Origin of the sequence: Streptomyces sp. NBC_00259 (assembly GCF_036181745.1) — a bacterium.
Lineage (GTDB): Bacteria > Actinomycetota > Actinomycetes > Streptomycetales > Streptomycetaceae > Streptomyces > Streptomyces pratisoli.
Genome location: NZ_CP108080.1, coordinates 1,624,551 through 1,650,101, shown reverse-complemented (window position 1 = coordinate 1,650,101; position 25,551 = coordinate 1,624,551). Strand labels below are relative to the sequence as shown.

The window sequence follows — 25,551 nt, the reverse complement described above, 5'->3', positions numbered from 1 at the left end:
TGGAACGCAGAGTCTCGACTGGTTGTGCCGGGCGCGCTGTTGGGTGTCTGAGGGTGCGAGCGTGAGCTCGCCCTTCGCGATGCCGGCCCCAGTGAACTCGTCCTAGAAGGGCGGGGTGGTGGGTGGCTGGTCGTTGCTTGAGAACTGCACAGTGGACGCGAGCATCTGTGGCCAAGTTTTTAAGGGCGCACGGTGGATGCCTTGGCACCAGGAACCGATGAAGGACGTGGGAGGCCACGATAGTCCCCGGGGAGCCGTCAACCAGGCTTTGATCCGGGGGTTTCCGAATGGGGAAACCCGGCAGTCGTCATGGGCTGTCACCCGCTGCTGAACACATAGGCAGTGTGGAGGGAACGAGGGGAAGTGAAACATCTCAGTACCCTCAGGAAGAGAAAACAACCGTGATTCCGGGAGTAGTGGCGAGCGAAACCGGATGAGGCCAAACCGTATGTGTGTGAGACCCGGCAGGGGTTGCGCATGCGGGGTTGTGGGATATCTCTTTCATCGTCTGCCGGCGATGAGACGAGTCAGAAACCGTTGATGTAGGCGAAGGACATGCGAAAGGTCCGGCGTAGAGGGTAAGACCCCCGTAGCTGAAACATCAACGGCTCGTTTGAGTTATTCCCAAGTAGCACGGGGCCCGAGAAATCCCGTGTGAATCTGGCGGGACCACCCGCTAAGCCTAAATATTCCCTGGTGACCGATAGCGGATAGTACCGTGAGGGAATGGTGAAAAGTACCGCGGGAGCGGAGTGAAATAGTACCTGAAACCGTGTGCCTACAAGCCGTGGGAGCGTCGCGCATCGAGCTTGCTCGGTGCGTCGTGACTGCGTGCCTTTTGAAGAATGAGCCTGCGAGTTAGCGGTGTGTAGCGAGGTTAACCCGTGTGGGGAAGCCGTAGCGAAAGCGAGTCCGAACAGGGCGATTGAGTTGCACGCTCTAGACCCGAAGCGGAGTGATCTAGCCATGGGCAGGTTGAAGCGGAGGTAAGACTTCGTGGAGGACCGAACCCACCAGGGTTGAAAACCTGGGGGATGACCTGTGGTTAGGGGTGAAAGGCCAATCAAACTCCGTGATAGCTGGTTCTCCCCGAAATGCATTTAGGTGCAGCGTCGTGTGTTTCTTGCCGGAGGTAGAGCACTGGATAGGCGATGGGCCCTACCGGGTTACTGACCTTAGCCAAACTCCGAATGCCGGTAAGTGAGAGCGCGGCAGTGAGACTGTGGGGGATAAGCTCCATGGTCGAGAGGGAAACAGCCCAGAGCATCGACTAAGGCCCCTAAGCGTACGCTAAGTGGGAAAGGATGTGGAGTCGCAGAGACAACCAGGAGGTTGGCTTAGAAGCAGCCACCCTTGAAAGAGTGCGTAATAGCTCACTGGTCAAGTGATTCCGCGCCGACAATGTAGCGGGGCTCAAGCGTACCGCCGAAGTCGTGTCATTGCAGCATGAGGGCCAACGCCCGCTGTGATGGGTAGGGGAGCGTCGTGTGCCGGGTGAAGCAGCCGCGGAAGCGAGTTGTGGACGGTTCACGAGTGAGAATGCAGGCATGAGTAGCGATACACACGTGGGAAACGTGTGCGCCGATTGACTAAGGGTTCCTGGGTCAAGCTGATCTGCCCAGGGTAAGTCGGGACCTAAGGCGAGGCCGACAGGCGTAGTCGATGGACAACCGGTTGATATTCCGGTACCCGCTTTGAAACGCCCAATATCGAATCAGACGATGCTAAGGCCGTGAAGCCGCCCCTGATCTCTTCGGAGTGAGGGGGAGTGGTGGAGCCGCCGGTCCAGATCTGTAGTAGGTAAGTGATGGGGTGACGCAGGAAGGTAGTCCAGCCCGGGCGGTGGTTGTCCCGGGGTAAGGGTGTAGGACGCACGGTAGGCAAATCCGTCGTGCACATAGTCTGAGACCTGATGCCGAGCCGATTGTGGTGAAGTGGATGATCCTATGCTGTCGAGAAAAGCCTCTAGCGAGTTTCATGGCGGCCCGTACCCTAAACCGACTCAGGTGGTCAGGTAGAGAATACCGAGGCGTTCGGGTGAACTATGGTTAAGGAACTCGGCAAAATGCCCCCGTAACTTCGGGAGAAGGGGGGCCATGTCCGGTGATGAGTCTTGCACTCTGAGCTGGGGGTGGCCGCAGAGACCAGCGAGAAGCGACTGTTTACTAAAAACACAGGTCCGTGCGAAGCCGTAAGGCGATGTATACGGACTGACGCCTGCCCGGTGCTGGAACGTTAAGGGGACCGGTTAGCTCCATTTCGGTGGGGCGAAGCTGAGAACTTAAGCGCCAGTAAACGGCGGTGGTAACTATAACCATCCTAAGGTAGCGAAATTCCTTGTCGGGTAAGTTCCGACCTGCACGAATGGCGTAACGACTTCTCGACTGTCTCAACCATAGGCCCGGTGAAATTGCACTACGAGTAAAGATGCTCGTTTCGCGCAGCAGGACGGAAAGACCCCGGGACCTTTACTACAGTTTGATATTGGTGTTCGGTTCGGCTTGTGTAGGATAGGTGGGAGACTGTGAAACTCATACGCCAGTATGGGTGGAGTCGTCGTTGAAATACCACTCTGGTCGTGCTGGATGTCTAACCTGGGTCCGTGATCCGGATCAGGGACAGTGTCTGATGGGTAGTTTAACTGGGGCGGTTGCCTCCTAAAGAGTAACGGAGGCGCCCAAAGGTTCCCTCAGCCTGGTTGGTAATCAGGTGTTGAGTGTAAGTGCACAAGGGAGCTTGACTGTGAGACCGACGGGTCGAGCAGGGACGAAAGTCGGGACTAGTGATCCGGCGGTGGCTTGTGGAAGCGCCGTCGCTCAACGGATAAAAGGTACCCCGGGGATAACAGGCTGATCTTCCCCAAGAGTCCATATCGACGGGATGGTTTGGCACCTCGATGTCGGCTCGTCGCATCCTGGGGCTGGAGTCGGTCCCAAGGGTTGGGCTGTTCGCCCATTAAAGCGGTACGCGAGCTGGGTTTAGAACGTCGTGAGACAGTTCGGTCCCTATCCGCTGTGCGCGTAGGAGTCTTGAGAAGGGCTGTCCCTAGTACGAGAGGACCGGGACGGACGAACCTCTGGTGTGCCAGTTGTCCTGCCAAGGGCATGGCTGGTTGGCTACGTTCGGGAGGGATAACCGCTGAAAGCATCTAAGCGGGAAGCCTGCTTCGAGATGAGGACTCCCACCTCCTAGAGAGGGTAAGGCTCCCAGTAGACGACTGGGTTGATAGGCCGGATATGGAAGCCCAGTAATGGGTGGAGTTGACCGGTACTAATAGGCCGAGGGCTTGTCCTCAGTTGCTCGCGTCCACTGTGTGGTTCCCGGGTTGCGAACAGTCGCACCGGTCGAACCAGAATCACTTACTTAATTGAAAAGTGTGCTTGTTCGCTCGAACCCGATAGGGTTTCGGTGGTCATAGCGTTAGGGAAACGCCCGGTTACATTTCGAACCCGGAAGCTAAGCCTTTCAGCGCCGATGGTACTGCAGGGGGGACCCTGTGGGAGAGTAGGACGCCGCCGAACAATCTTTCAGGACCCGTGGTCCCAGCGTTCAGCTGGGACCACGGGTCCTTTTTGTTTTTCCTTGCTTTCCCCAAAGCGCGTCGGTTGGCCGGCTGCGCGAGAATGACTGCGGTACACGAAGACAGGAGCCATACCCATGCCCACCAACTCTGCCGACGATCGTCCGGAGCGCGAGCCGCGTCGCCGGGACGGTGGTGGTGACCGGGGCGGCTACCGAGGAGGACCGCGCCGGGACGACAGCCGCGACAACCGAGGTGGCGGCGACAACCGCGGTGGCGGCGGATTCCGCCGCGACGACCGTGGACCCCGACGCGATGACCGGGACCAGGACCGCGACCGCGGTCGCTCCTTCCCTCGTGACGATCGTGGATACGGTCGCCGCGACGATCGCCGGGATGACCGTCGCGATGACAGCCATGGCGGACGCTTCCCGAGGGACGACCGTGGTTATGCGCGCCGGGACGATCGTCGTGACGATCGCGGGCCGCGTCGTGATGACGACCGCGGTGGGTTCCGTCGTGACGACCGCCGCGATGACCAGTCGCGTGGGCCGCGTCGTGATGACGACCGCGGTGGGTTCCGTCGTGACGACCGCCGCGATGACCAGTCGCGTGGGCCGCGTCGTGATGACGACCGCGGTGGGTTCCGTCGCGACGACCGCCGCGATGACCAGTCGCGTGGGCCGCGTCGTGATGACGACCGCGGTGGGTTCCGCCGTGACGACCGTCGCGATGACCGTGGCACGTACGGCCGTCGTGATGACCGTGCTCCGCGCCGTGACGACCGCCGTGACGATCGTGGTGGCTTCCGCCGCGACGATCAGTCGCGTGGGCCTCGTCGGGATGACGACCGCGGTGGTTTCCGTCGCGATGACCGTCGTGACGATCGCGGGCCTCGTCGTGATGACGACCGTGGCGGCTTCCGTCGCGATGACCGTCGTGATGACCGTGGGCCTCGTCGGGACGATGACCGCGGTGGGTTCCGCCGTGACGACCGTCGCGATGACCGTGGCACGTACGGCCGTCGTGATGACCGTGCTCCGCGCCGCGATGACCGCCGTGACGATCGTGGTGGCTTCCGCCGCGACGATCAGTCGCGTGGGCCTCGTCGGGACGACGACCGCGGTGGTTTCCGTCGCGATGACCGTCGTGACGATCGCGGGCCTCGTCGTGATGACGACCGTGGCGGCTTCCGCCGTGACGACCGGCGGGACGACCGGGCGCGCGGTGGCTACCGCGGACGTGACGACCGCGGACGCGACGACCGTGGTGGCTACGGCCGTCGTGACGACCGGGACCGGGACCGCGGTCGGGATCGTGACAGGGAGCCGATCAAGCGGCTGCCGATCCCCGAGGACGTCACCGGTGAGGAGATCGACAAGGACGTCCGGCAGGAGCTCCAGAGCCTGCCCAAGACACTCGCCGAGGACGTCGCCAGGAACCTCGTCATGGTCGCGCGGCTGATCGACGAGGACCCGGAGCAGGCGTACGCGTACTCCCGTGTGGCGCTGCGTCTCGCGTCCCGTGTCGCCGCCGTGCGCGAGGCCGCCGGCTTCGCCGCGTACGCGACGCAGAAGTACTCGGAGGCGCTGGCGGAGTTCCGTGCCGCGCGCCGCATGACGGGGAGCCTCGAACTCTGGCCCGTGATGGCCGACTGCGAGCGTGGGCTCGGCCGGCCCGAGCGCGCCCTGGCGATGGCCGGCGAGGCGGAGGTGCAGAAGCTCGACAAGGCGGGACAGGTCGAGATGCGTCTCGTCGCCGCCGGCGCCCGCCGTGACATGGATCAGCTCGAAGCCGCGATCGTGACCCTGCAGAGCCCGGAGCTGGCGTCGAACTCCGTACAGCCGTGGACCGCGCGGCTGCGGTACGCGTACGCGGATGCGCTGCTGGCGGCCGGTCGTGAGGGCGAGGCGCGCGAGTGGTTCGCGAAGGCCGTCGAGGCGGACAAGGACGGCGCGACTGATGCCTCCGACCGGCTCGCGGAGCTGGACGGCGTGGACTTCGTCGACGCGATGTCCGACGAGGCCGACACCCCCGATGAGCCCGACACCGCCGACACCGCCGGCGAGGTCGAGGACCTGAGCGACGGCCAGGACCATGACGCCGAGGATGCGGACGACGACGAGGACGCCACGGACGACGACGAGGACGAGGACGACGACAAGTCCTGACCCGGCTGCGCCGTACAGGTGAGCAAGAAGGCCCGGCCCCCACGAGTACGAACTCGTGGAGGCCGGGCCTTCGTCGTCTCCGCTCAGTCGACGTTCAGGCTGCGCAGCACCAGGCCCGTCGCCGGCTTCGGGCCGAACGACGTCGACTTCCGAGGCATCGTGACCCCCTGCCGGGCGAGGTCCCGGACGACGTCCTCCCGTACCGGATGCATCAGTACGGCCGTGCCACCGCGGCGTTCGGCCTGGACGACCGCGGCCTCGGTGTCGTGGATGTAGGTGATCTCCTCGGGCGAGTCCGGGATACGCCAGATGTGGTCGAGGAGGGTGGCGTGCAGGACGGTCGCGTCGAGGCGCCGCCAGGCGTCCGGACGGTCGGCCGGTACGGTACGCGCCAGCAGGGCGGCGTCCGGGCGGTCGACGAGGTGGAACCGGCCGTCTCCGGCGAGCAGATACGCGTTGCCCTCGTCCGTGGCCTCGGCCAGCGCACGGAGGGCGTCCGGGAGCGGGCCGTCGATCTCGCGGATACGGAAGAGCCCGTCGAGGGCGGTGAGCGCGTCCGCGACCGGCAGCCGGTTCAGCAGCCGGTGGATCGCGCGGACCTGGAGCGGATAGCGGGCCGTGTCGATCAGCAGAACCAGGCCGTAGCTCCACGCGCCCGGCTCCGGCCTCTCGTCGCGCAGCCTGAGGTAGGTGGCCCAGCGGTGGTGGCCGTCGGCGATGAGCGCCTGCTGACGGGTGAGGTCGGTGGCGATCTCCGCCAGGTCGACGGGATCCGTGACCGACCAGAGGCGGTGGCTGAAGCCGTCCTCCGTCGTCGTCGCCAGCAGCGGCCGTTCCTGGATCACACGGTCGATGACCGCGCTGGCCCCGTTCGCCGGTCCGTCGCTGCGGTAGGTGAACAGCAGCGGTTCGAGATTGGCCCCGGTGGTGCGCATCAGGTCCGTGCGGTCGGCGACCACATGCGGCATCACGTCCTCGTGGGGGAGAACGATGCCCTCTTCGGGGGAGGACAGCGCCAGGGCGCCGATGATGCCGCGCTGCAGGATGCCGCCCTTGCGCTGCTCGTACACGTACAGCGCGGGCTCGGGGTCGGGGGCGAGGACGCCTTCGGCCAGCCAGCGGTCCAGGGTCTCGGCGGCCTGCTCGTGGCGGGCCGTGGCCGTGGCCGCCTGGGGGAGGATCAGCCGGACGATGTTGTACGGGTCCGCGGACTCCAGATGGTGCAGCCCGTCGGGCCGTACGACGACGTCGTACGGCGGCGAGGTCACGGCGGCAAGACTGCCGACCCGCTCGGGGACGTAGCGCAGTCCGCGGAACGGGAGCATGTGCAGACCGTCGGTGGCCCTGTCACCTCGCGTGTTCATTGATGCATCGTATGTGGCCGTGACGATGCGCGATGATCGGGGGAGACCGGGGGAGTGCGCGGCGATCGGTATGAGCCACGGATCGAAGGCTCCGATCGGCGTGATCGAAAGACACGAGCAGAGTCACGAGAAGAGCCTTGAGCCGCCGGAACCCGGCCGCGAGCAGGGCGAAGAGCAGGGCCATGAGTGAGGAGCGGACCAGCATGGGCGGGCAGCAGGGCAGGACCAGGCCGGGCGGCAGCGTGCAGGCGCTGCGCACGGTGTACGACACGGCCCTGCTCGATCTCGACGGGGTGGTGTACGCGGGCGGGGAGGCGATCCCGTACGCCGTGGACGCACTCGGGGCGGCGCGCGAGGGCGGGATGCACCTCGCGTACGTCACGAACAACGCGCTGCGGACGCCGGACGCGGTCGCACACCATCTGACCGAGCTGGGGGTGCCGGCGGAGCCCGCCGATGTCATCACCTCGGCGCAGGCCGTGGCCCGGCTGATCGCCGAGCAGGTCCCGGCCGGGGCGCGGGTGCTCGTCATCGGCGGCGAGGGGCTGCGGGTCGCGCTGCGGGAGCACGGGCTGGAGCCGGTGGAGTCCGCGGACGACGATCCGGCGGCCGTGGTGCAGGGGTACGGCGGGCCCGAGCTGGCGTGGGGCCGGTTCGCGGAGGCCTGTTACGCGATCGCGCGCGGGGTGCCGTGGTTCGCGTCCAACACGGACCTGACGATCCCGAGCGCGCGCGGCATCGCTCCGGGCAACGGCGCGGCGGTCGAGGTCGTACGGATCGCGACGGGCGGCGAGCCGCAGGTCGCGGGCAAGCCGCTGCCGCCGATGCACCGGGAGACGATTCTGCGCACGGGCGCCGAGCGGCCGCTGGTGGTCGGGGACCGGCTGGACACGGACATCGAGGGCGCGTTCAACGGCGAGGTGGACTCGCTCCTCGTCCTGACCGGGGTGACGGACGCGGCGCAGCTGCTGGCGGCGGAGCCGAGGCACCGGCCCACGTATGTGGACGCGGATCTCCGGGGTCTGCTGACCGGGCAGCCCGAGGTGGTACCCGCCGGTGCGGGCGACGGGTTCGGCTGCGGGGGCTTCACGGCGTCGGTGCGTGCGGGCTCGCTCGTCCTGGACGGGGAGGGCGAACCGCTGGACGGGCTGCGGGCGTTGTGCGCGGCGGCGTGGACGCACGCGGGGGACGCGGCGGGAACGCTGGACGCGGGGAAGGCGCTGGCCCGGCTGGGCCGGTGAAGGCGGGCGCGGTGCTCCGGCTCCCGCCTCCGGGCAGATTGCGAGGGTAGGCTAACCTAACCGCGTGTTGGTCGACAGTCCTCCTGAACAGAGCGCGGATCAGACGTCCGCAGCGTCCCCGCCCGAGCCGCGCAAGCGCCATGCGCTGCGCGCCGCCGGGCTGCTGCTGGCCGTCGGTGTCCTGCTGCTGGTCTGTGTCGCAAGCATCGCGATCGGCGCCAAGTCGGTCCCGGTCGCTGATGTGTGGCACGGCCTCTTCCAGAACTCCGGTACCGGCAACGACGTGATCGTTCACGATGTGCGGGTGCCGAGGACCGTGCTCGGGCTGTTGGTCGGTGTGGCGCTCGGCCTGGCGGGCGCGGTGATGCAGGCGCTCACCCGCAATCCGCTGGCCGAGCCCGGACTGCTCGGCGTGAACGCGGGCGCGGCCGCCGCCGTCGTGACGGCGATCAGCTTCTTCGGTGTCACCTCGCTCAGTGCCTACGTGTGGTTCGCCTTCTTCGGCGCCGGGGTCGTCTCGGTGGTCGTGTACGTGCTCGGGGGCAGCCGCGGAGCCACGCCGGTGCGGCTCGCGCTCGCCGGCACCGCGGCGACCGCCGCGCTGTTCGGCTACGTCAACGCCGTACAGCTGCTGGACTCGGCCGCGCTGGACCGGTTGCGCTTCTGGACCGTCGGATCGCTCGCCTCGGCCGATCCGGCGACGATCTCCAAGGTCGCCCCGTTCATCGGCGCCGGGACGCTTCTCGCGCTGCTGATCGCCCGGCCGCTGAACGCGCTGGAGATGGGCGACGACACCGCTCGCGCGCTCGGGGCCCGGCTGACCCGTACGCGGATCCTGGCCATGCTCGCGGTCACGCTGCTGTGCGGTGCGGCGACCGCCGCGTGCGGGCCGATCGTCTTCATCGGGCTGATGGTCCCGCATCTGGTGCGGGCCATCACCGGGCCCGACATGCGGTGGATCCTGCCGTACGCCGCCGTGCTCTCGCCCGTGCTGCTGCTCGGTTCCGACGTCGTCGGCCGGGTCGTGGCACGCCCGTCCGAGCTGCAGGTCGGCGTGGTCACCGCGTTCATCGGCGGGCCCGTCTTCATCTATCTCGTACGGCGCAAGAGGATGGCGCAGCTGTGAAGGCCGTGAAAGCGATACGCACCCCGGGCGGGCTGTCCGTCCGTGTCGACCCGAGGGCGGCGCTCGTCGTCGTGCTGCTGCTGGCCGCCGCGTCCACCGCGGCAGTCGTGCTCGTCGGCAGCGGTGACTTCCCGATGACGCCGGGCGAGGTCGTCGAGACGCTGCTCGGCAACGGCACGCCCGCGCAGGAGTTCATCGTCCGGGACGTGCGGCTGCCCCGGGTGCTGGTGGCACTGCTCGTCGGGGCGGCGCTCGCGGTGGGCGGGGCGGTCTTCCAGTCCATCTCCCGCAATCCGCTGGGCAGTCCGGACGTCCTCGGCTTCGGGCAGGGGTCGTCCGTCGGTGCGCTGACGGTGATCGTGCTGTTCAAGGGTGATGCCTTCGCCACCGCGGGCGGGGCGATCGTCGGCGGTCTGGTGACCGGTGCCGCCGTGTATCTGCTCGCCTGGAAGCGGGGAGTGCACGGCTACCGGCTGGTGCTGGTCGGTATCGGTGTCGCCGCGATGCTCACCGGCGCCATCCACTACCTGATCACCAAGGCCAACCTGGTGGACGCGACCCGCGCCGTGGTCTGGATGACGGGCTCGCTCGACGGCCGGGACTGGAGCCAGTTCTGGCCGCTGCTCGCCGTCTGCGCGGTGCTCATACCCCTGTGCCTGGCGTACGGGCGGCCGCTGCGGATGCTGGAGATGGGGGACGACGCGGCGTACGCCCTCGGGATCGGCGTCGAGCGGACCCGGGCCGTCCTCATGGCTTCCGCCGTGCTGCTCACCGCCGTCGCCACGGCCGCGGCCGGTCCGATCGTCTTCGTCGCGCTCAGCGCACCGCAGCTCGCCCGCCGGCTGACGCGTTCGCCCGGGCCGAACATCGCGGCGAGCGCCATGATGGGCGCCGCCCTGCTCGCCACGGCCGACTGGGTGGCGACCTCCGCCTTCGGCGACCGGCAGCTGCCGGTCGGTGTCGTCACCGGCGTGCTCGGTGGTGCCTATCTGCTCTGGCTGCTCGTCACCGAGCGCAAGGCGGGACGGATATGACGGCCCGGTCCGAGCAGACGACCGCAGACCAGCACCAGACCGAGAAGAACCCCAGGAGTACGTCCATGCAGCGCCTCACCGCGGAATCGGTCACCCTCGCCTACGACCAGCGGGTGATCGCCGAGGACCTCTCGGTGGAGATACCCGACAACTCGTTCACGGTGATCGTCGGTCCGAACGCCTGCGGCAAGTCGACCTTGCTGCGCGCGCTCTCGCGGATGCTGAAGCCCAGTACGGGCCGGGTGCTGCTGGACGGACGGACGATCCACTCGATGCCCGCGAAGAAGGTCGCCAGGACGCTCGGTCTGCTGCCGCAGTCGTCGATCGCCCCGGACGGCATCACCGTCGGCGACCTCGTCGCCCGCGGCCGCTATCCGCACCAGGGGCTGCTGCGCCAGTGGTCCCGGGAGGACGAGCGGATCGTGCAGGAGTCGATGGCCGCGACCGGGGTCGCCGAGCTCGCCGACCGGTACGTGGACGAGCTGTCCGGCGGCCAGCGCCAGCGGGTGTGGATCGCGATGGCGCTCGCCCAGCAGACCCCGCTGCTGCTTCTCGACGAGCCGACGACGTTCCTCGACATCCAGCACCAGCTGGAGATCCTCGACCTCTGCGCCGAGCTGCACGAGACGCAGGGCCGCACCCTGGTCGCGGTGCTGCACGACCTCAATCAGGCAGCGCGCTACGCCACCCATCTGATCGCGATGCGCGACGGGCGGATCGCCGCCGAGGGCGCGCCGGGAGACGTGGTCACCGCCGAGCTCGTCGAGCGGGTCTTCGGGGTTCGTTCGCAGGTCATCGACGACCCGGAGACCGGTACGCCGCTGGTGGTGCCGCTGGCGCGGGCTCGTCGGGCCGTCCCGGACGCCCAGGAGGCGCCCGGGACGCACTCCGCCGAGGCGGCGACCGGGGCGCAGACCGACGCGGCGGAGACCGACGCTGCGGCGACCGGTGCGGTGACTACAGCAGCGCCCTGAGGCGCAGCAGATCGCGGAAGCCGGCCTCGAGCCGCACCCGGCCCGAGGCCCAGGCCTTCGCGAAGTTCAGCCGCCCGTCGACCATCGCCACCAGGTCGTCCCCGGTCATCGCGAGCCTGATGTCCGCCTTCTCGACAGGCGGGCCGTCCAGCGTGTCCAGCACCTCGATCCGGCCCGCCGCGAGGCGCCCGGTGAAGGTGATGTCCAGGTCCTTGATGTGGCAGCTCAGGGAACGGTCGAGTGCGGCCGCGCTGCGCACGTCCCCGTCCGCCTTGGCCAGATTGTCCGAAAGTCTGTCGAGTGCGCTGCGGCACTCCTCCGTCGTCGCCATCGTGATCGACGGTACCCCAGGCCTTCGCGGTAGCGTCTGGGCATGAGCGACTCGATCGAAACGTCCCGGGCTCAGTACGAGACGTCCGGGACGGCACCCGGGCCGGAGGGCGCCGAGGCCCCGCCTCCCGGGGGCGAGCCCGAGCCGGCGGTCGAGGCGTACGACCCCGGCGCGCCCGCGCCCCTCGGGGTCGAGCGTGTCCCCACCGGTCATGCCGGGGTCGACGCACGCCTGGAGCGGCTGGCCGACGCCGACCACCTCCCTGCGGACGGCCACCTGGAGGTGTACGAGGATGTACACAGGGGCCTGCGCGACACGCTGACCGCGCTGGACGCCCGCCCGGAAGACTCGTACAACCACAGGAGCTGAACCGAACGTGGCAGGAGTGGCACGCCGCCGTCTCGACGCCGAGCTGGTACGCCGCAAGCTGGCCCGCTCGCGTGAGCACGCGAGCCAGCTGATCGCGGCGGGACGCGTCACCATCGCCGGCAACACCGCCACCAAGTCCGCCACCCAGGTCGAGACCAGCGCCGCCATCGTCGTCGCCCAGGACGACGCGGACCCCGAGTACGTGTCGCGCGGCGGCCACAAGCTCGCGGGCGCGTTCGAGGCCTTCGTGCCGAAGGGGCTGAAGGTCGGGGGACGGCGGGCGCTGGACGCGGGAGCGTCCACCGGCGGATTCACCGATGTGCTGCTGCGGGCCGGTGCGGCGGGTGTCGTCGCCGTCGACGTCGGGTACGGCCAGCTCGCCTGGTCCCTGCAGAGCGATGAACGCGTCACGGTCAAGGACCGTACGAATGTCCGTGAGTTGACCCTGGAGGCGATCGACGGGGAGGCGGTGGACCTGATCGTCGGTGATCTGTCCTTCATCCCGCTCGGCCTGGTGCTGCCCGCACTCGTGCGGTGCGCGGCGCCCGACGCCGATCTCGTCCTCATGGTCAAGCCGCAGTTCGAGGTCGGCAAGGAGCGCCTCGGCAGCGGGGGAGTGGTGCGCAGCCCGGAGCTGCGTGCCGACGCGGTGCGGACCGTGGCGCGACAGGCCGGCGAGCTGGGCCTGGGCGTGCTGGGTGTGACCGCCAGTCCATTGCCGGGACCTTCCGGCAATGTCGAGTACTTTCTGTGGCTCCGGGCCGGGGCGCCGGAACTCGACCCGGCGGATGTCGATCGTGCAGTGTCGGAGGGGCCGCGTTGAGCGATACGAACGAGACGAGCACGGACACGAAGGCACGGACACGTACCGTCTTCCTGCTGGCGCACACCGGTCGGCCCGCGGCCATCCGGAGCGCCGAACTCGTCGTCCAGGGCCTGCTGAGGGCGGGCCTCGGGGTGCGGGTGCTCGCCTTCGAGGCGGCCGATCTGCCGCTGCCGCAGTCGGTGGAGACGGTGCCCGAGGCCACGCCCGAGGTGCTCGACGGCTGTGAGCTGCTGATCGTGCTGGGCGGCGACGGGACGCTGCTGCGCGGGGCGGAGTTCGCCCGGGCGTCGGGCGTGCCGATGCTCGGCGTCAACCTGGGGCGGGTCGGGTTCCTCGCGGAGGCCGAGCGTGACGACCTCGACAAGGTCGTCGACCGGGTCGTGACACGGGCGTACGAGGTCGAGGAGCGGATGACCCTCGATGTGGTCGTGCGCCGTAACGGAGACATCGTGCACCGGGACTGGGCGCTGAACGAGGCCGCCGTCCAGAAGGTCTCGCCCGAGCGGATGCTCGAGGTCGTGCTGGAGATCGACGGGCGGCCGGTGACGGGGTTCGGCTGCGACGGCATCGTGTGCGCGACGCCGACCGGGTCGACCGCGTACGCCTTCTCGGCCGGCGGGCCGGTGGTGTGGCCCGAGGTGGAGGCCCTGCTGATGGTTCCGATCAGCGCGCACGCCCTGTTCGCGAAGCCGCTGGTCACCTCGCCGACATCGGTGCTCGCGGTGGAGGTCCAGCCGGGGACGCCGCACGGGGTGCTGTGGTGCGACGGCCGTCGCGCGGTCGAGCTGCCGGCGGCGGCGCGGGTGGAGGTGCGGCGGGGCGAGGTGCCGGTGCGGCTGGCGCGGCTGCACCACGCGTCGTTCACCGACCGGCTGGTGGCGAAGTTCGCACTGCCCGTGTCGGGGTGGCGGGGCGCTCCCCACTCCCACTGACCGCGGGTTCCGCCCCTCGGAGGGGTGACGCGGGGGTGCCCCCACCTGCGGGTCCGTACGCGAGGGGCGGGGGCCGTCGCACAGTCGGCCCAGGACCTCGTAAGGTCTTCCCCGTGTTGGAGGAGATGCGGATACGGTCGCTCGGGGTCATCGACGACGCCGTCGTCGAGCTGTCACCAGGCTTCACGGCGGTGACCGGTGAGACCGGTGCGGGCAAGACCATGGTCGTCACCAGCCTCGGGCTGCTGCTCGGCGGGCGCGCCGACCCCGCCCTCGTGCGGATCGGCTCCAAGTCGGCCGTCGTGGAGGGGCGGGTCACCATGCCCGCGGGCGCCCCCGCGGCCGTACGGGCCGAGGAGGCCGGGGCCGAACTCGACGACGGTGCGCTGCTGATCAGCCGGACGATCTCGGCGGAGGGGCGCTCGCGCGCGCACCTCGGCGGGCGTTCCGTGCCGGTCGGCATGCTGACCGAGCTCGCCGACGAGCTGGTCGCCGTACACGGGCAGACCGACCAGCAGGGGCTCCTCAAGGCCGCGCGGCAGCGGCAGGCCCTGGACCGGTACGCGGGCGACGCGGTCGCCGTGCCGCACGCCAAGTACGCGGCCGCGTACCGGCGGCTGAGGGCCGTCTCCAACGAGCTGGCCGCGCTGACCACACGCGCCCGTGAACGCGCCCAGGAAGCCGATCTGCTGCGCTTCGGGCTGAACGAGGTCGCGGGCGTCGAGCCGCGCGCCGGCGAGGACGTGGAGCTGGCCGCCGAGGCCGAACGGCTCGGGCACGCAGAGGCCCTCGCCTCCGCGGCGTCCGTGGCCCACGCGGCGCTCGCCGGGAATCCGGAGGACCCCGAGGGCGTCGACGCGGCCACCCTCGTCGCGGGCGCCGGACGGGCCCTGGACTCCGTGCGCTCCCACGACCCGGCGCTCGCCGCGCTCGCCGACCGGATGGGCGAGATCTCCATCCTGCTCGGCGATGTCGCGGGCGAGCTCGCCGGGTACGCCGACAACCTCGACGCCGATCCGCTGCGGCTGGCGGCGGTCGAGGAGCGGCGGGCCGCGCTGACCGGGCTCACCCGCAAGTACGGCGAGGACATCAACGCCGTACTGGCCTGGGCCGAGGAGAACGCCGGGCGCCTCACCGAACTGGAGGGCGACGACGACCGGATCGGCGAGCTGACCGCGGAGCGCGACGCGCTTCGTGCCGAGATCTCCGGATTGGCGCAGGCGTTGACGGACGCTCGTGCCGAGGCGGCGGCGCGGTTCGCGGAGGCGGTGACGGCGGAGCTGGCACACCTCGCGATGCCGCACGCGCGCGTGACCATCGACATCCGCCAGTCCGAGGACCCGGAAGGGATCGAGGTCAACGGACGCAGCGTGGCCTACTCGTCGTCCGGCGCGGACGAGGTCGAGCTGCTGCTGGCCCCGCATCCGGGTGCCCAGCCGCGGCCGATCGCCAAGGGCGCGTCCGGCGGTGAGCTGTCGCGTGTGATGCTCGCGGTGGAGGTCGTCTTCGCGGGGACCGACCCCGTGCCGACGTACCTCTTCGACGAGGTCGACGCGGGCGTGGGCGGCAAGGCGGCGGTCGAGATCGGGCGCCGCCTCGCGAAGCTGGCGAAGACCGCGCAGGTGGTCGTCGTGACCCACCTTCCGCAGGTGGCGGCGTTCGCGGACCGGCAGCTGCTGGTCGAGAAGACGAACGACGGGTCGGTGACCCGGTCCGGGGTCACGGTCCTGGAGGGCGAGGACCGGGTGCGGGAGCTGTCCCGGATGCTCGCCGGACAGGAGGACTCCGAGACGGCGCGGGCGCACGCGGAGGAGCTGCTGGCGACGGCCCGCGCGGAGGTCTGAGGGCCCCGCGCGGGTGGTGCACGGCGCACGGCGGGCGCGCACGGAAGGACGTGCGCGGTGGATGCGCGCCAATGACGTCGGGCGCACCGTCCGTCCGCGCGTGAGGCGGCCGTGATCGCCACGGGGCCTTGCCGCGGCGGGATCACCGGACGCGGGGGCTCACCCATGTGAGTGATCCGGGTGGCGGAGTTGCGGCGCCGGACACGGGAACGACGCCTCGGCGGTGCCGGAACGTGCGTACGGACTGGCATCCTTGGCGCGTGACACAGCTGCGTACGGTCCAGGTGCTGGGCGGCGGCAGCACGGGCAGCAGCGCTCACGTCAGGTCACTGGCCGCGGGGCTGGTGGCGCGGGGAGTGGGGGTGACCGTGTGCGCCCCCGCGCCCCTGGAGCACGAATACGACTTCCTCGGCGCCGGGGCGCACTTCGTGCCCGTGCCACGGCGCGGCGACCCGGCGGCGGTCGGAGCGCTCCGGGCGGCGTGCGGGGGAGCACACGTGGTGCACGCGCACGGGCTGCACGCCGCCGTGCGGACCGCGCTGGCGCTCAGCGGGCAGGACGTGCCGCTCGTGGTCACCTGGCACAGCCGGGCGCAGCCCGGAGGGGCACGCGGCCAGGTGGTGCGGCTGCTGGAGCGGAGGGTGGCACGAACGGCCTCGGTGGTGCTCGGCACGTCGTCCGAACTGGTCGACCGGGCCCGCGGCCGTGGCGCGCGCGACGCCCGCCTCGCGCCGGTCGCGGTGCCGCCGCCGCGGCACGGCTCGCCCGAGAGCAAGGCGCGGGCCGAACTGGGCGCGGTCGAACGGCCGTTGCTGACGGCTGTGGGCCGGCTCGAACCCGGCCGGGGCTACGGGACGCTGCTGGACGCCGCACACGAATGGCTCGGGCTCGACCCCGTGCCGCTGGTCGCGATCGCGGGGGAGGGCCGGGAGCGGGCCTCGCTGCAGCGGCGCATCGACACGGAAGGGCTGCCGGTCCGGCTCCTCGGCCGTCGCGACGACGTCAGCGACCTGCTGGCGGCATCCGACCTCGCGCTGCTGCCGAGCCGCTGGGAGGCCCGCTCACTGCTCGCCCAGGAGGCGCTGCGGCTCGGTGTGCCCCTGGTGGCGACCCGGGTCGGCGGCAACCCCGAACTCGTGGGCTCCGCGGCGGAGTTCGTCCCGTACGGTGACGCGGCGGCGCTCGCGGCGGCGGTGTCCGGGCTGCTGGCGGACCCCGACCGGCGGCGTCGTCTCGCGGCGGCGGGGCGCGCGCACGCGGCGACCTGGCCGACCGAGGACGAGACCATCGCCCAGATCCTGAGCATCTACGACGAGCTCACGGCACCTTCCCGCGGCGGGCGCCGGCGCTGAGTCCGTGAGGTGCCGCGTGCGCGGTGCGGCGCGGCGCAGTGCGAGCGGATGAACGCCGCCTTCTTCCTCACGGGCGCGGGTGATTGCGGCGCTACGGCCTGGACGGCTGCGGGTGCGGGCGCTTGCGCCGTCGCGGGCCCGGACGGCGTCCGGCACGTCCCTCCTCGAGCCCCGCCGCCGCCCTGGGCGTGAGCCGGCGGGGCCTCCGGCGCTCAGAGCGTGTGGCGGCGGGCTCTGAGGGCCAGGGAGAGGGCCAGGACCGTCTGGGGGTCGTCCAGGTCCGTGCCCAGGAGTTCGGAGATGCGGGCCAGACGGTTGTAGAGGGTCTGGCGGTTGAGGTGCAGTTCGCGGGCCGTTTCCGCCTTGCGGCCCGCGTGGGCCAGAAAGGTCTGGAGCGTGGGCAGCAGCGGCGGGCGGGACGTGCGGTCGTGCCCCAGGAGAGGGCCGATCGCACGGTCCACGAACGCCGCCAGATCGGGGTGGTCCCGCAGCCGCCACAGCAGCAGGTCGATGTCGAGGCGCCGCGCGTCGTACCAGGGCCGGTCGGGCAGCCCCTGGGCAGCCGCCGCGGTCTCGGACGCATGGCGCAGGCCCGCCGACGCCGCCGCCCAGCCTCCCCCGACGCCCACGACGACCACCGGCGGATGGGCTCCGGCGCGTTCGAGGCCCGCCCGTTCCAGGCCCGCGCGCAGCGCCGCCGCGACCCGGTCCGCCACCGCCGTACGCTCCGAGTCCGAGCGCAGCCCCACCAGCAGCGGCACCCGGCCCTCGACGGGCCGTACGCCCAGCAACACGGGCACTCCCACCGAGGACAGCTCCTCCAGCACCGCGCGGGCCAGCAGCGCCCAGTTGCCGGACGGGGAGAGTTCGGGCGCGAGCCGCATCACCACGGGCAGCAGCGGCCCGTCACCCGGGCGGAAGCCCAGGACCTTCGCCTGCGCGGGCGCGTCCTCCGCCACGATGCGGCCCTCGGCGAGGTCGGTCAGGAAGTCGCCGCGGCCGCGCGCCGCCAGCTCGTCCTCCTGGCGGGCCTGCATCAGGACCACCGCGAGGACTCCCGCCGCGCGTTCGGCCGCCATCCGGTGCACCGGAAGCAGCGGTCCCGACACCGCGAGCAGGACGAGCCGTGCGCGTACCGAGCCCGCCCCGTGGCCGCCGCCCGGCACATCGACCAGTACGGCCCCGACCGGTGGACCCGCCTCGCGTGCCGCGCGCTGGCCGCGCAGCCCCTCCCACACCTGGAGCGGATCGGCCGCGACCGGACCCGACTCGGTGTCCGCCGCGTACAGCAGCTGACCGTCGGCGGTTTCCAGGAACACCGGATTGGCGGTGAAGTCGGCCAGGATCCTGAGCACTTGGGGGATGCCGCCGCCCTCCAGCAGCGCCTGGGTGCACCGCCGGTACACCTCCTCGGCCCGCTGCAGCAGCGCGTAGTGCCCGTTGACGATCTCGGTGTGGACCTCCTCCGTCACCGCGACGAACGGCACCTCGCGATGGAGCTGGATCAGCGGAAGCCCCGCCGTCCTCGCCGCCTCGACGATGGCGGCGGGCAGCCGGGTGAAGCGCGGGCCGAGCTCCACGACCAGCGCCGCGATGCCCCGGTCCGCGAGCCGGCGTACGAACGCACGCTGCTCGGCCGGCCGGGTGCCGAGACCGAGGCCGGTCGTCAACAGCAGTTCACCGCCCTTGAGGAGCGAGGCGATGTTCGGCACCTCACCGGCGTGCACCCAGCGCACGGTACGGGTCAGCCGGTCCGCCCCGGCCACGACCTCCGGGAGGCCACTGCGGAGCCCGGGCAGTTCGAGTGCCCGCTGCACGGTGATGCCGCCCTGTGTTTCCATGGCCGGGACGCTACCTGGGCGAAAGTTCGAAGGACAACTGTCGGTCAGCTCGGCTTGATGTTGTGGTTCAGCCGGAACACGTTGTCAGGGTCGTAGCGGGCCTTGACGTCGGCGAGGCGCCGGTGGTTCTCGGCGCCGAAGCCGGCCACGACCCGCTCCTCGCCCTCGTCGCCGATGAAGTTGAGATACACCTGGCCGATCGACCACGGCATGACGTCGGTCCTCGCGTCACGGACCCACTGCCTGCCGCGTGCGTCGTCGGCAGGGCTGTCCCAGATCCCGAAGGGGTGCGCGACCCACTCGGCGGTGCGCCACGGGAGCGGGTACCGGGAGTCCCCGCGGGCCATGGCACCGCCCATGGGGAACAGGATGTGCTGCGAGTTCGACGGCACGATCATGCTGTTCGCCCGCGCGCAGAAGACGTCCACGGCCTCGTCGGGCAGACCGCGCAGATACTCGGCCGACCAGTAGTTCCGCAGACCCGGCGGGTCGTCGATCATGCACTGGAGATCGGCGTACGGGAGCTCCGTGACGACCTCCGCCTCGTGTCCGAGGCCGAACAGCGGCTTGGTCGCGGCGCGCAGTGCGGGCTCGGTGCCCGCGTACGTGATCAGCACCAGGCACACGGCCCGGCCCACCAGGTGCTCGGGCATGAAGTCCTCGGGCGGGCCGGTCAGATAGACGAAACCGCCGCCGACCTCGTCCGGCGCGGATCCCAGTACCTCCCGGTAGACGGGAAGCACTTCGGCTCCTCGCGCCGCCGGGAAGAAGAGGAAGGCCACGGACATGTCGGGCAGCGGATGCAGCTTCAGCGTCATCGACGTGGCCGCACCGAAGTTGCCGCCGCCGCCGTGCAACGCCCAGAACAGCTCCGGATGTTCGTCGTCGCTCGCGTGCACCTCGGTGCCGTCGGCCGTCACCAGGTCGACGGCGAGGAGGTTGTCGCAGGCCAGGCCGAACTTCCGCTCCAGCCAGCCCGATCCGCCGCCGAGCGTGAACCCGCCGACGCCGGTGGTGGAGGCCCGCCCGCCCGTGGTCGCCAGGTCGTACGGCTGGGTCGCCCGGTCCAGATGGCTCATCGTCGCGCCGCCGCCGACCCGGGCCGTACGGGCGTCCGGGTCCACCGTGACCGCGTGCATCCGGCGCAGGTCGACCACGAGACCACCGTCGGTGGCGGCGAGCCCCGCGACGCTGTGACCGCCCCCGCGGACGGCCAGTTCGAGCTCGTGCTCCCGGGCGAAGCGGATCGCCGCGGCCACATCGCCGGCGGACTCGCACAGGACGATCACCGCGGGCCGCCGGTCGATCATCGCGTTGAAGACCGAGCGGGCCTCGTCGTATCCGGCGTCATCCGGTGTGACGGCCTCACCGGTCAGGGACTCGCGGAGTCCTCTCAGGGCGGCTTCCGTGAGGGGATGGGACGCCATGATGCCCCCTTCCGGGGCGCGAGCAGGACCCTTCCATCGTAAGAAGCCACCCGTCACGGCGCGCGGTCGCGTAGGACCCGATGCCGGAAGGGGCGGTGCGGCGCCGAGCCGCCCCGCGACGGGACTCGGACGGCGGCCCCGTCGGGAAGGGACCCGACCGCTACGGCCGGTGGGCGTGCGGCGGCAGCCGCGCCAGGTCCGGATGCGACCCCGGCGCTCCGTCGGGGACCCCCCCGACCAACTACGCCCCCGGGGGAACGGTGGGCCCGGGGCGACCGGGGAGTGCGCGGCGAGGGGCCGGGTGAGATCTCACCCGGCCCCTCGCCGGCGCCGATGCGGAGCCCGGTCGGACGGCGGTCGGCCGCCGGCCGCGCAGCCCGACACGGTCGGTGCAGCGGGGGTACGGGGGCGGAGCCCTCGGTCACCCCGGGCGCCCCCGCTCAGCCGCCGTACGCGCCGGAGGCCGTGAGACGCAGGGCCGTGTCGATCAGGGGGACGTGGCTGAACGCCTGCGGGAAGTTGCCCACCTGGCGCTGCAGTCGCGGGTCCCACTCCTCGGCGAGCAGCCCCAGGTCGTTGCGCAGCGACAGCAGCTTCTCGAAGAGACGCCGGGCCTCGTCCACGCGGCCGATCATCGCCAGATCGTCCGCGAGCCAGAACGAGCAGGCGAGGAACGCGCCCTCGTCGCCTTCGAGGCCGTCGACACCGGCCTCGTCGCCGGCCGTCGGATAGCGCAGCACGAAGCCGTCCGAGGTCGACAGCTCCCGCTGGATCGCCTCGATCGTGCCGATGACGCGCTTGTCGTCCGGCGGCAGGAAGCCCATCTGCGGAATCAGCAGCAGCGAGGCGTCGAGCTCCTTCGAGCCGTACGACTGGGTGAAGGTGTTGCGCTCCTTGTCGTAGCCCTTCTCGCAGACGTCGCGGTGGATGTCGTCGCGCAGCTCGCGCCAGCGCTCCAGCGGTCCGTCCGCGTCGCCGGACTCGATCAGCTTGATCGTGCGGTCGACGGCGACCCAGGCCATCACCTTGGAGTGGACGAAGTGCCGGCGCGGTCCGCGGACCTCCCAGATGCCCTCGTCGGGCTGGTCCCAGTGGTCCTCCAGGTACCGGATCAGCTTGAGCTGGAGGATGGAGGCGTAGTCGTTGCGCGAGAGGCCCGTCATGTGCGCGAGGTGCAGGGCCTCGGTGACCTCGCCGTACACGTCGAGCTGGAGCTGGTTCGCCGCGCCGTTGCCGACCCGAACCGGCGCGGAGCCCTCGTACCCCGGCAGCCAGTCCAGCTCCGCCTCGCCCAGCTCACGCTCGCCGGCGATGCCGTACATGATCTGCAGGTTCTCCGGGTCGCCCGCGACGGCGCGCAGCAGCCACTCGCGCCAGGCCCGGGCCTCTTCGCGGTAGCCGGTGCGCAGCAGCGAGGACAGGGTGATCGCCGCGTCGCGCAGCCAGGTGTAGCGGTAGTCCCAGTTCCGTACGCCGCCGATCTCCTCGGGCAGGGACGTCGTCGGCGCGGCGACGATCCCGCCGGTCGGGGCGTACGTCAGCGCCTTCAGCGTGATCAGCGAGCGGACGACGGACTCCCGGTAGGGGCCGTGGTACGTACAGTGCTCGACCCACTCGCGCCAGAAGTCGGCGGTGGCGTCCAGCACGCCCTCGGGGTCGGGCAGGGCCGGCGGCTGGTGGTGGGACGGCTGCCAGCTGATGGTGAAGGCCAGCCGGTCACCGGGGGAGACGGTGAAGTCGGAGTAGGTGGTCAGGTCCTTGCCGTGGGTCTCGACCGGGGTGTCCAGCCACACCGAGTCCGGGCCCGCGACGGCGACCGTGCGGTTGTCGACCTTGTGCACCCAGGGCACCACCCGGCCGTACGAGAAACGCATGCGCAGCGCCGAACGCATCGGCACGCGCCCGCTCACGCCCTCGACGATCCGGACCAGCTGGGGAGCGCCGTCACGGGGCGGCATGAAATCCGTCACGCGGACCGTACCGCGTGGCGTGTCCCACTCCGATTCCAGGATGAGCGAATCCCCCCGGTACCGGCGACGACTGGCCGTGGGCGGCTCCGCGCCCGCCGCGTACGCGGGTCCGAGCCGCCAGAATCCGTGCTCCTCGGTGCCGAGAATCCCGGCGAAGATGGCATGCGAGTCGAAGCGGGGCAGGCACAGCCAGTCGACTGTGCCGTCCCGGCAGACCAGGGCAGCGGTCTGCATGTCTCCGATGAGTGCGTAATCCTCGATGCGCCCGGCCACGTGGATCTCCAGTCGAACGGCCACGTCCGCCCTGCGTGGCTCTTACTGCGGTCAAGGGTGTCAATCGGTTGTTGACGAGCTAGTGCTTCGGGGACGGGTGTCCCGCCCAGGCGAAACTCTGTGGGAAGGCGGGGGTGATGCCGTTCACCGGCCTGGCTCGGCAGCGATATTCCGAATCAAGTGTCCGAGCAGGATACGACGCACCCCGGTGATCCGCGCGACGCCCTCGGCAATGCAGCGCGGCCGAACGGGTGAGCGCCGGGTGAACGCCGAGAAGCCCGGTGATGGCCATGATGCCCCGTGTGGCCGGAAGCAGTCTCCCCCGGGCGCTGATACCCTGGTAGCCCGTGGACCGGTGGTGCGCCCCGCTAGGGATGGCGGCCCCCGAACCGCAGCGACGGAACCCCAGGAAATCCCAGGTAACCCCCGGATATCGCCTGAGGGACGCCGTTCCGCACGACCACCTCGCGACCACGGGAGCCCCCTCTTGGCCATGCCGCCCAAATCCACGACGACCAAGCACATCTTCGTCACCGGGGGTGTCGCCTCCTCCCTCGGCAAGGGCCTGACCGCCTCCAGCCTGGGCGCGCTCCTCAAGGCGCGGGGTCTGCGGGTCACGATGCAGAAGCTCGACCCGTATCTGAACGTCGACCCGGGCACCATGAACCCGTTCCAGCACGGTGAGGTGTTCGTCACCAACGACGGAGCCGAGACCGACCTGGACATCGGCCACTACGAGCGCTTCCTGGACGTGGACCTGGACGGCTCCGCGAACGTCACCACCGGCCAGGTGTACTCGACCGTCATCGCCAAGGAGCGCCGCGGCGAGTACCTGGGCGACACGGTCCAGGTCATCCCGCACATCACCAACGAGATCAAGCACCGCATCCGCCGCATGGCCACGGACGACGTCGACGTCGTGATCACCGAGGTCGGCGGCACGGTCGGCGACATCGAGTCGCTGCCGTTCCTGGAGACCGTCCGCCAGGTCCGCCACGAGGTGGGCCGGGACAACGTCTTCGTCGTGCACATCTCGCTGCTGCCCTACATCGGCCCCTCCGGGGAGCTGAAGACCAAGCCGACCCAGCACTCGGTGGCGGCACTGCGCAACATCGGTATCCAGCCGGACGCGATCGTGCTGCGTGCCGACCGCGAGGTCCCCACCGCGATCAAGCGCAAGATCTCGCTGATGTGCGACGTCGACGAGGCGGCCGTGGTCGCGGCCATGGACGCCAAGTCGATCTACGACATCCCGAAGGTGCTGCACACCGAGGGCCTGGACGCCTACGTCGTGCGCAAGCTCGACCTGCCGTTCCGTGACGTCGACTGGACGACGTGGGACGACCTCCTGGACCGTGTGCACAACCCCGACCACGAAGTCAGTGTCGCGCTCGTCGGCAAGTACATCGACCTGCCCGACGCCTATCTGTCGGTGACCGAGGCGATGCGCGCGGGCGGCTTCGCGAACAAGGCCCGGGTCACGGTCAAGTGGGTCACCTCCGACGACTGCCGGACGCCGGCGGGCGCCCAGAAGCAGCTCGGGGACGTCGACGCGATCCTCATCCCGGGCGGCTTCGGCGAGCGCGGTGTCGACGGCAAGGTCGGCGCGATCCAGTACGCCCGCGAGAACAAGATCCCGCTGCTCGGCATCTGCCTCGGCCTGCAGTGCATCGTGATCGAGGCCGCGCGCAACCTGGCCGAGATCCCCGACGCCAATTCCACCGAGTTCGACGCCACCACCGCCCACCCCGTCATCTCGACGATGGAGGAGCAGCTGGCGTACGTCGAGGGCGCGGGCGACCTCGGCGGGACGATGCGCCTCGGGCTCTACCCGGCGAAGCTCGCCGACGGCTCGATCGTGCGCGAGGTCTACGCGAACGAGCCGTACGTCGACGAGCGCCACCGCCACCGCTACGAGGTGAACAACGCCTACCGCGCGGAGCTGGAGAAGAAGGCCGGACTGGTCTTCTCCGGCACCTCCCCGGACAACAAGCTCGTCGAGTACGTCGAGTACCCGCGTGAGGTGCACCCCTACCTGGTCGCCACCCAGGCCCACCCGGAGCTCCGGTCCCGCCCGACCCGCCCGCACCCGCTCTTCGCGGGCCTGGTGAAGGCCGCGGTCGAGCGCAAGACGGGCAAGTAACGCACAGGCACTACGGTGGAAACCGGGGTACGGGCCGGGAGAGGCGCCGTGCCCCGGTTCCGGCGTTCTGGGAGGACGTAGATGGCCATCAGGGACACCGCTGAGGAGTGGCAGGTCACCGCGACCGCGACTCCGTTCAGGGGCAACAAGACGAGTGTCCGCACCGACGACGTGGTCATGCCCGACGGGACGGTCGCGCGACGTGACTACCAGGTCCACCCGGGGTCGGTGGCGGTGCTGGCCCTCGACGAGTCCGGACGCGTCCTGGTGCTGCGGCAGTACCGGCACCCCGTGCGGCAGAAGCTCTGGGAGATCCCTGCCGGACTCCTCGACGTGCCCGGTGAGAACCCGCTGACGGCGGCCCAGCGCGAGCTGTACGAGGAGGCGCACGTCAAGGCGGTCGACTGGCGCGTGCTCACGGATGTGTACACCACGCCGGGCGGCTGTGACGAGGCCGTGCGGATCTTCCTGGCCCGCGATCTGTCCGAGGCGGAGGGCGAGCGCTTCCAGGTCTCCGAGGAGGAGGCGGACATGGAGCTGGCCAGGGTGCCGTTGGAGGACCTCGTGCGCGGCGTGCTCGCCGGGGAACTGCACAACAACTGCCTGGTGGTGGGCGTGCTCGCGCTGACCGCCGCACTCGCGGGCGACGGCGTGGACGCGCTGCGCCCCGCCGAGGCGCCCTGGCCGGCGCGGCCCTTCGACGCCTAGGGGCGTCCGGCGGGTCCTGCTGGGCTCGCGCCGAATGCCGGACTCTGCCCCGGCCCGGGGAGGGGTGGTGTGACGATCCGCTCATCCGATCGGGGGTTACCGCGC

17 protein-coding genes, 2 rRNA genes and 1 pseudogene are annotated in these 25,551 nt (G+C 70.3%); 15 read left to right on the top strand and 5 right to left on the bottom strand.

What is annotated here, in order from left to right; translation table 11 throughout:
- Positions 1 to 169 precede the first annotated feature (169 nt).
- The 4 genes and pseudogenes from OG766_RS07370 to OG766_RS07355 all read left to right on the top strand — a co-directional run bounded on the left by OG766_RS07370 (position 170) and on the right by OG766_RS07355 (position 5,691).
- Positions 170 to 3,294: ribosomal RNA gene (locus OG766_RS07370) — 23S ribosomal RNA — on the top strand.
- A gap of 110 nt (positions 3,295 to 3,404) precedes the next feature.
- Positions 3,405 to 3,521: ribosomal RNA gene (gene rrf / locus OG766_RS07365) — 5S ribosomal RNA — on the top strand.
- A 697-nt stretch (positions 3,522 to 4,218) separates the two neighbouring features.
- Positions 4,219 to 4,821 (top strand): annotated as a pseudogene (locus tag OG766_RS36720) (hypothetical protein); the annotation flags it as partial.
- A 39-nt stretch (positions 4,822 to 4,860) separates the two neighbouring features.
- Complete coding sequence (locus OG766_RS07355) at positions 4,861 to 5,691, top strand: hypothetical protein (protein ID WP_443045597.1); 831 nt, start codon at positions 4,861 to 4,863, stop codon at positions 5,689 to 5,691.
- Positions 5,692 to 5,774: 83 nt separating this feature from the next.
- On the opposite strand, the gene OG766_RS07350 is transcribed toward OG766_RS07355, so the two are convergent.
- The gene (locus OG766_RS07350; RefSeq protein ID WP_266375223.1) at positions 5,775 to 7,055 is read right to left on the bottom strand and encodes a DUF1015 domain-containing protein; all 1,281 of its coding nucleotides are present in this window, start codon (positions 7,053 to 7,055) and stop codon (positions 5,775 to 5,777) included.
- A 182-nt stretch (positions 7,056 to 7,237) separates the two neighbouring features.
- On the opposite strand from OG766_RS07350, the gene OG766_RS07345 reads away from it, so the two are divergent.
- The 4 genes from OG766_RS07345 to OG766_RS07330 all read left to right on the top strand — a co-directional run bounded on the left by OG766_RS07345 (position 7,238) and on the right by OG766_RS07330 (position 11,430).
- Positions 7,238 to 8,296: an HAD hydrolase-like protein gene (locus OG766_RS07345; protein ID WP_266375224.1), complete on the top strand. Its 1,059-nt coding sequence runs from the start codon at positions 7,238 to 7,240 to the stop codon at positions 8,294 to 8,296.
- A gap of 64 nt (positions 8,297 to 8,360) precedes the next feature.
- Positions 8,361 to 9,422, top strand: a complete 1,062-nt coding sequence (locus tag OG766_RS07340; RefSeq protein ID WP_266375226.1) for a FecCD family ABC transporter permease — start codon at positions 8,361 to 8,363, stop codon at positions 9,420 to 9,422.
- On the top strand, positions 9,419 to 10,456 hold the full coding sequence (locus tag OG766_RS07335; RefSeq protein WP_266375228.1) for a FecCD family ABC transporter permease: 1,038 nt from the start codon (positions 9,419 to 9,421) through the stop codon (positions 10,454 to 10,456). Before OG766_RS07340 ends, OG766_RS07335 begins: the two co-directional genes overlap by 4 nt.
- On the top strand, positions 10,453 to 11,430 hold the full coding sequence (locus OG766_RS07330; protein ID WP_443045456.1) for an ABC transporter ATP-binding protein: 978 nt from the start codon (positions 10,453 to 10,455) through the stop codon (positions 11,428 to 11,430). Before OG766_RS07335 ends, OG766_RS07330 begins: the two co-directional genes overlap by 4 nt.
- On the opposite strand, the gene OG766_RS07325 is transcribed toward OG766_RS07330, so the two are convergent.
- Complete coding sequence (locus OG766_RS07325; protein WP_266375232.1) at positions 11,414 to 11,761, bottom strand: SCP2 sterol-binding domain-containing protein; 348 nt, start codon at positions 11,759 to 11,761, stop codon at positions 11,414 to 11,416. The two genes, OG766_RS07330 and OG766_RS07325, sit on opposite strands and share 17 nt — an antisense overlap.
- Positions 11,762 to 11,803: 42 nt before the next feature.
- On the opposite strand from OG766_RS07325, the gene OG766_RS07320 reads away from it, so the two are divergent.
- The 5 genes from OG766_RS07320 (at position 11,804) to OG766_RS07300 (ending at position 17,084) form a co-directional block, all read left to right on the top strand.
- Positions 11,804 to 12,130 carry a hypothetical protein gene (locus tag OG766_RS07320; RefSeq protein ID WP_266375234.1) on the top strand — a complete coding sequence of 109 codons (327 nt, stop codon included), beginning with the start codon at positions 11,804 to 11,806 and terminating at the stop codon, positions 12,128 to 12,130.
- A 7-nt stretch (positions 12,131 to 12,137) separates the two neighbouring features.
- A complete protein-coding gene (locus OG766_RS07315) occupies positions 12,138 to 12,953 on the top strand; it encodes a TlyA family RNA methyltransferase (RefSeq protein ID WP_328724836.1) in 816 nt (271 codons plus the stop codon).
- Entirely contained in the window at positions 12,950 to 13,888 is a 939-nt protein-coding gene (locus OG766_RS07310; protein WP_266375237.1) for an NAD kinase, read from the top strand. The genes OG766_RS07315 and OG766_RS07310 overlap by 4 nt, the downstream gene beginning before the upstream one ends.
- A gap of 125 nt (positions 13,889 to 14,013) precedes the next feature.
- Positions 14,014 to 15,732, top strand: coding sequence for a DNA repair protein RecN (recN, locus tag OG766_RS07305; protein WP_328727444.1), 1,719 nt, complete (start codon positions 14,014 to 14,016; stop codon positions 15,730 to 15,732).
- Positions 15,733 to 15,992: 260 nt separating this feature from the next.
- Positions 15,993 to 17,084: a glycosyltransferase family 4 protein gene (locus tag OG766_RS07300; RefSeq protein WP_266375239.1), complete on the top strand. Its 1,092-nt coding sequence runs from the start codon at positions 15,993 to 15,995 to the stop codon at positions 17,082 to 17,084.
- Positions 17,085 to 17,296: 212 nt separating this feature from the next.
- Here the strand turns inward: OG766_RS07300 and OG766_RS07295 are convergent, their stop codons facing one another.
- From OG766_RS07295 to OG766_RS07285, 3 genes are all read right to left on the bottom strand, one after another.
- A complete protein-coding gene (locus tag OG766_RS07295; RefSeq protein WP_328724834.1) occupies positions 17,297 to 18,925 on the bottom strand; it encodes a PucR family transcriptional regulator in 1,629 nt (542 codons plus the stop codon).
- 44 nt (positions 18,926 to 18,969) lie between these two features.
- A complete protein-coding gene (locus OG766_RS07290; RefSeq protein WP_266375243.1) occupies positions 18,970 to 20,352 on the bottom strand; it encodes an FAD-binding oxidoreductase in 1,383 nt (460 codons plus the stop codon).
- A gap of 440 nt (positions 20,353 to 20,792) precedes the next feature.
- On the bottom strand, positions 20,793 to 22,595 hold the full coding sequence (locus tag OG766_RS07285) for a glycoside hydrolase family 15 protein (RefSeq protein WP_328727443.1): 1,803 nt from the start codon (positions 22,593 to 22,595) through the stop codon (positions 20,793 to 20,795).
- Positions 22,596 to 23,088: 493 nt separating this feature from the next.
- On the opposite strand from OG766_RS07285, the gene OG766_RS07280 reads away from it, so the two are divergent.
- Together OG766_RS07280 and OG766_RS07275 are read left to right on the top strand one after the other, a co-directional pair.
- Positions 23,089 to 24,738 (top strand): CTP synthase, encoded by a 1,650-nt coding sequence (locus OG766_RS07280; RefSeq protein ID WP_266375245.1) that lies wholly within the window; start codon positions 23,089 to 23,091, stop codon positions 24,736 to 24,738.
- Positions 24,739 to 24,819: 81 nt separating this feature from the next.
- Positions 24,820 to 25,446 carry an NUDIX domain-containing protein gene (locus OG766_RS07275; protein WP_266375247.1) on the top strand — a complete coding sequence of 209 codons (627 nt, stop codon included), beginning with the start codon at positions 24,820 to 24,822 and terminating at the stop codon, positions 25,444 to 25,446.
- The last annotated feature ends 105 nt before the right edge of the window (positions 25,447 to 25,551 follow it).

What these genes read in the sequence shown, in the direction of transcription:
- OG766_RS07345 (WP_266375224.1), top strand. Translation starts at nt 7,238, where the DNA reads ATGAGTGAGGAGCGGACCAGCATGGGCGGGCAGCAGGGCAGGACCAGG.
- OG766_RS07325 (WP_266375232.1), bottom strand. Translation starts at nt 11,761, where the DNA reads ATGGCGACGACGGAGGAGTGCCGCAGCGCACTCGACAGACTTTCGGAC.
- OG766_RS07320 (WP_266375234.1), top strand. Translation starts at nt 11,804, where the DNA reads ATGAGCGACTCGATCGAAACGTCCCGGGCTCAGTACGAGACGTCCGGG.
- OG766_RS07295 (WP_328724834.1), bottom strand. Translation starts at nt 18,925, where the DNA reads ATGGAAACACAGGGCGGCATCACCGTGCAGCGGGCACTCGAACTGCCC.
- OG766_RS07330 (WP_443045456.1), top strand. Translation starts at nt 10,453, where the DNA reads ATGACGGCCCGGTCCGAGCAGACGACCGCAGACCAGCACCAGACCGAG.
- OG766_RS07275 (WP_266375247.1), top strand. Translation starts at nt 24,820, where the DNA reads ATGGCCATCAGGGACACCGCTGAGGAGTGGCAGGTCACCGCGACCGCG.
- OG766_RS07280 (WP_266375245.1), top strand. Translation starts at nt 23,089, where the DNA reads ATGCCGCCCAAATCCACGACGACCAAGCACATCTTCGTCACCGGGGGT.
- OG766_RS07350 (WP_266375223.1), bottom strand. Translation starts at nt 7,055, where the DNA reads ATGAACACGCGAGGTGACAGGGCCACCGACGGTCTGCACATGCTCCCG.
- OG766_RS07290 (WP_266375243.1), bottom strand. Translation starts at nt 20,352, where the DNA reads ATGGCGTCCCATCCCCTCACGGAAGCCGCCCTGAGAGGACTCCGCGAG.
- recN (WP_328727444.1), top strand. Translation starts at nt 14,014, where the DNA reads ATGCGGATACGGTCGCTCGGGGTCATCGACGACGCCGTCGTCGAGCTG.